The organism is Prolinoborus fasciculus, from assembly GCF_056724605.1.
Window position 1 is genome coordinate 1 of record NZ_JBWZQN010000107.1, and the last position, 4,151, is coordinate 4,151.

Annotated in this window: 5 protein-coding genes; 2 read left to right on the forward strand and 3 right to left on the reverse strand. The window is 34.2% G+C overall.

Annotation, left to right across the window (positions count from 1 at the left end):
• The first annotated feature begins 115 nt into the window (after positions 1 to 115).
• Positions 116 to 529, forward strand: a complete 414-nt coding sequence (locus AC1P5O_RS16155; protein ID WP_499006389.1) for an SOS response-associated peptidase family protein — start codon at positions 116 to 118, stop codon at positions 527 to 529.
• 41 nt (positions 530 to 570) lie between these two features.
• On the opposite strand, the gene AC1P5O_RS16160 is transcribed toward AC1P5O_RS16155, so the two are convergent.
• A complete protein-coding gene (locus tag AC1P5O_RS16160) occupies positions 571 to 711 on the reverse strand; it encodes a hypothetical protein (RefSeq protein ID WP_005107128.1) in 141 nt (46 codons plus the stop codon).
• A gap of 1,604 nt (positions 712 to 2,315) precedes the next feature.
• Between AC1P5O_RS16160 and AC1P5O_RS16165 the strand changes: the two genes are divergently transcribed.
• Positions 2,316 to 2,657 carry a hypothetical protein gene (locus AC1P5O_RS16165; RefSeq protein ID WP_005263030.1) on the forward strand — a complete coding sequence of 114 codons (342 nt, stop codon included), beginning with the start codon at positions 2,316 to 2,318 and terminating at the stop codon, positions 2,655 to 2,657.
• 103 nt (positions 2,658 to 2,760) lie between these two features.
• On the opposite strand, the gene AC1P5O_RS16170 is transcribed toward AC1P5O_RS16165, so the two are convergent.
• Positions 2,761 to 2,997 carry a hypothetical protein gene (locus AC1P5O_RS16170; protein WP_005263031.1) on the reverse strand — a complete coding sequence of 79 codons (237 nt, stop codon included), beginning with the start codon at positions 2,995 to 2,997 and terminating at the stop codon, positions 2,761 to 2,763.
• Positions 2,998 to 3,617: 620 nt separating this feature from the next.
• Positions 3,618 to 3,848 (reverse strand): hypothetical protein, encoded by a 231-nt coding sequence (locus AC1P5O_RS16175; RefSeq protein WP_004646792.1) that lies wholly within the window; start codon positions 3,846 to 3,848, stop codon positions 3,618 to 3,620.
• Positions 3,849 to 4,151: the final 303 nt, after the last annotated feature.

The following is a 4,151-nucleotide window of genomic DNA, read 5'->3' on the forward strand; positions in this document are numbered from 1 at the left end:
AAGTATTTGGATTGTCACTGCTTGCTCCAAAGTTAACATGTTGAGCAGTCCAAAATGACCGCTATATTAACCAAGGGGGTCAGTTTTTAAATGCCATTAGGGGGTCATTTTTACACTGCCGCTAACAGCATCCAAACCAAGTTTTCGACATGCCTGGAAAAACAACCAGTTTGCTTTAGTACCGGTCGATACATTCTATGAACCTAAATATATAGAGGGTAAACCGCACTGGTTTGGTATTTCACGTGAAGATGGCAATCCTTTTACCGTTGCGGCGATTTATGATGACGCACACATTGATGGTGAGAAGATCAGATCATTTTCGATGCTAACCATAAATTCAGATCAACATCCCTTTATGAAACAGTTTCATGACCCGAATGACGAAAAACGCTCGATTATTGTAATTCCGGAAGAATCACGACATGACTGGTTGCACTGCGATCATGAACAAGCCCATGAATTTTTCTTTGAAATGAAAGATGAGTTTATTGCAAAGCCTAGAGATCAACGTTTATCGGGAAATTAAAAAGCCCTAAACCAAGTTAGGGCTTCGTCCATGTGAAAAAGCTATTTTTGCTCTCTCAATGGATTTTCCGGTTCTGCATTGGGTTTCTTCTCTGGTTTGACATGCTTATAAGATGCCTGATTACCCTTGTCATCATTTGATTCTTTATGCGGATTTGATTCTTGCTCTGGCTTATTTGTCATATGTATCTCCTTCATATATCTATTAAGAGATAAATATGACATCTGCTGCTAAACATCAATGTTATTTATGTTGTACATTCAGTTTTCTAAAGAAACAAACTTTCCTTCAAGTGCTCTTTTACATTACATAATTCCTGAAGTCCATCTGAGCAAATAAGCTATTCAGCCTGATCGTAGACGGTACAGCAGAGAATATGAATTCGCGTGCGCGCCGATATCAAATACATGAAATTTTCTAACCTTACCCACTGCCGGAAAAAGTCTTTTCATCTCAGCAAAACCTTTAGGATGCTTGGCCTTAATCAGTCAATCCCCACCAGCTAATGCAGTTTCAGCCTGTGGCCTCTTTTGAATTGCTTCAAGAATTCGAGCATGGGTGATCACACGCATAAATTTTATGGTATTCCAGTTCTAAGCAGCTAAGAATTTATCAAAACGTAATCCTATTGAAATGATTCTTTTATAAAGTATTCCTTGTGAGAAATTATGTTTAGATCCAAAAATTTCATCAGTAAAGAAAAACCCCGCCAACTGATGATTGAACGGGGATTGATCTTCATTAAGATGTCTGATGATTTGGCACATTATTCAATATTTTTCAAGCAATCACGACACTGTTTGACCTCATCATGGTCACACGTGTAGTTAATTTCAGTCGCACCATGAAGACCAAATAAACAAAATATAAATTGCATCATGTTTTTCTCCTAAGTGTAAAAAGCTCAATCTAGGATCAAGCTCTATTGCTTTAAATATAGAATGATTCAATATAAAATGATTGGATCAGCGATCTAGAACAACTTCAGTACTCAGCTCTGTTTAGCCTTTAAGTAAAATTGAAGCTTTTGGGGCTAAGTTCGTACAGGCTCTTCAGCTTGAGTCGTCTGATCCTTTTTACAATGATCACTTTTACAATGCTTGCTGCTCATCATCTGACACATTTTCTCTTTGCAAGATTTAAAACAACAGCCGACCATCACGCCCATGCCAAATGCGCATATACATCTCATCATAGCTTTGTCCTGTCTTTTCGTGAAAAGAGATATATAAATAACATCTATTCATGTATCTCTCCTGAGGGAATTTTCAGGCTTTATGTTGTGTATGAAAACTTATGTGAAAGAGAATGAGCAAAAAATACAATCAGCAAAGAAAAAACCAGATTTAAGACGGAAAAGAAAAAGCCTGTTTAACTCTCCTAAATTAAACAGGCCTTATAATGTGCTGATTTTTAATTATTTTCATTAAGTTCTTAGAATGACGCCAAGATATCACTAGCCATGCAGCCAATCTGTGTAGGATATATAGATGCAATGTTTCAAAATATGAAAAAACCATTACTTTTGTTAATTAAATGACTGTAATTTATCCAAAAATCTTTTTAATGAACAAATAAGACGATTAAACAACCAAAACCTAAGAAGAATTGCTAAACCTATAAATGAGAATAGGTTAATTCAGATTTGTAGGAGAAAATTCCTTATTTCAGTCAATATCGGATGTTATGAATGTTCAATGTCTCATAAAGTTTATAGATCCCTGCTTTCTTTTTAGTCATTTCTCTCTATAATTTTTCATATGAGCAATAACAATATTTTGGCAGCATGAAAAATCGCATACTAATTACTTTATTGATGATTCTGGCAATAAGCGGCTGCCAAAAACAGCAAGCAGAGAATTCAGCCGAGGCTGCTGCAAATATTAAAGCGCAGTTTGAACAGTCAGATAATCAACTGAGTGCTTATCTGGACAAACTCGACTCTTCAACAATTAGTCTGGAAGAAAGAACACGCATCCTGTGTGAACAATATCCTAAAGAATATAAAAATAACTACATGCCTGCTCTGCTAAAACTTGCACCCAAGGAATATACAGAAAAAGAGTTGCTCACAGACCTAGACAATGCCTTGAATTTCTACAAGCTAAAAGCCAATATTCAGTGTTAATAAATACTTAGTCTAATCGTGCAATGAAATATAAAAAACCGCCTGATTCAGGCGGTTTTTTTATGAAGAGCGTAAGTCTTAAACAGAATTAACACTGCGGTTTTCACTGATCTTGTTGCTGTTGGTTACTGTTTTGCTGTGGCTGTTGTTGCTGTTGGCCTTGCTGGTTTTGTTGCTGATTGCGCTGCGGCTGCTGTTGTTGCTGCTGCTGGTTATTTTGTTGCTGATTTGGGTTTTGCTGGTTGTTTTGTTGACGCTGCTGATCTTGATTGCGTTGTTGATTTTGCTGTTGCTGTTGTTGCTGCTGTTTCTGTTGGTCTTGCTGTTGATTATTAGCCATGGTGGTATTCCTTACTATTTGCTTTAAATTAAAAGCCGATAGGTTTCGACTTAATATCCACTCTACGCATTTTTTAGATTTCGCCAACCTTTAACCTGTTACAGATTAATTCAATGTAAAAAATAGTAAGATAAGTACTTGAAGTGGAGATTAATGCGCAACATAAATTACCTGATATAATGCAACAGAAACATAATGAAAGATTATATAGGTCAAAAATTTATTATCCAATAAAAGGAATAACTTAAGTCCTATTTCATATATATGAAATTTTTAATAAAATTTAAAAATCGTTATCAAATAGAACCAATTAATACCTATATTATTGATATCTATTAATATATAAAAATCAATCTAAATCTTCTATATTTTTAAAAGATTAAACAAAATATTAAAAATCCAATTTTTTTGAATATTCTTAATTGTAAGGAAATACGATACTTAACATGACCTCACCAATAACACTTAAGCTGTTTCGAATTTATCTTGACTTTAAGTTAAATATTTTTAGCTATTAATCTGGTATTAACTTAGGTCAAATCATTGTTTGTAATTATATTTATTAATCTATTTATAATGAATAAGCCTCTTTAAAAGAGGCTTATTCTATTCAGTTTTTATTAGATATTGACTACTTTGACGATAATCGTTTGAGTATCTTCCTGCTCTTCGGCCAGATACAAACGTTTAAGCTCTTTGCTTTTCACTTTGAACTGCAAATTCTGATAAGAAATCGTGCTTGGTATCTGATCAAAATATTGACCATCAGCGTCAATTTCTTCCTGAAATAATGGTGTACCCAATTGATAGTCAAGACTTTTTAAGACTACATATTTTACTGTGGTTTTCATTCCAACACCCTACTTTCACTAAGCACTTTATTTTTATTTTTACCACTGTTCCGCCTGAGAAGAAACCTCTATTTTTGAAAATAGCCCAAACTTTAACCACTCAGATTTTGCGATCAGGTCAACATGAAATTACACTGATCTATGAAAAAAATTTTAACTTTCATAAAAATATAAATTAGGACTTACGCATTGACGGATTCAAAAAAGTATTAAAATAGTTTATAAAGTATCTGTGATCAGACGAACTAAACATGCTTCTACAGCAACTTGTACATTACCCATTTATATGGGCTTTCTCATGAC

Bases quoted from the DNA above. Each gene is read 5' to 3' on its own strand.
- AC1P5O_RS16160 (WP_005107128.1), bottom strand. From the start codon at position 711: ATGACAAATAAGCCAGAGCAAGAATCAAATCCGCATAAAGAATCAAAT.
- AC1P5O_RS16165 (WP_005263030.1), top strand. From the start codon at position 2,316: ATGAAAAATCGCATACTAATTACTTTATTGATGATTCTGGCAATAAGC.
- AC1P5O_RS16170 (WP_005263031.1), bottom strand. From the start codon at position 2,997: ATGGCTAATAATCAACAGCAAGACCAACAGAAACAGCAGCAACAACAG.
- AC1P5O_RS16175 (WP_004646792.1), bottom strand. From the start codon at position 3,848: ATGAAAACCACAGTAAAATATGTAGTCTTAAAAAGTCTTGACTATCAA.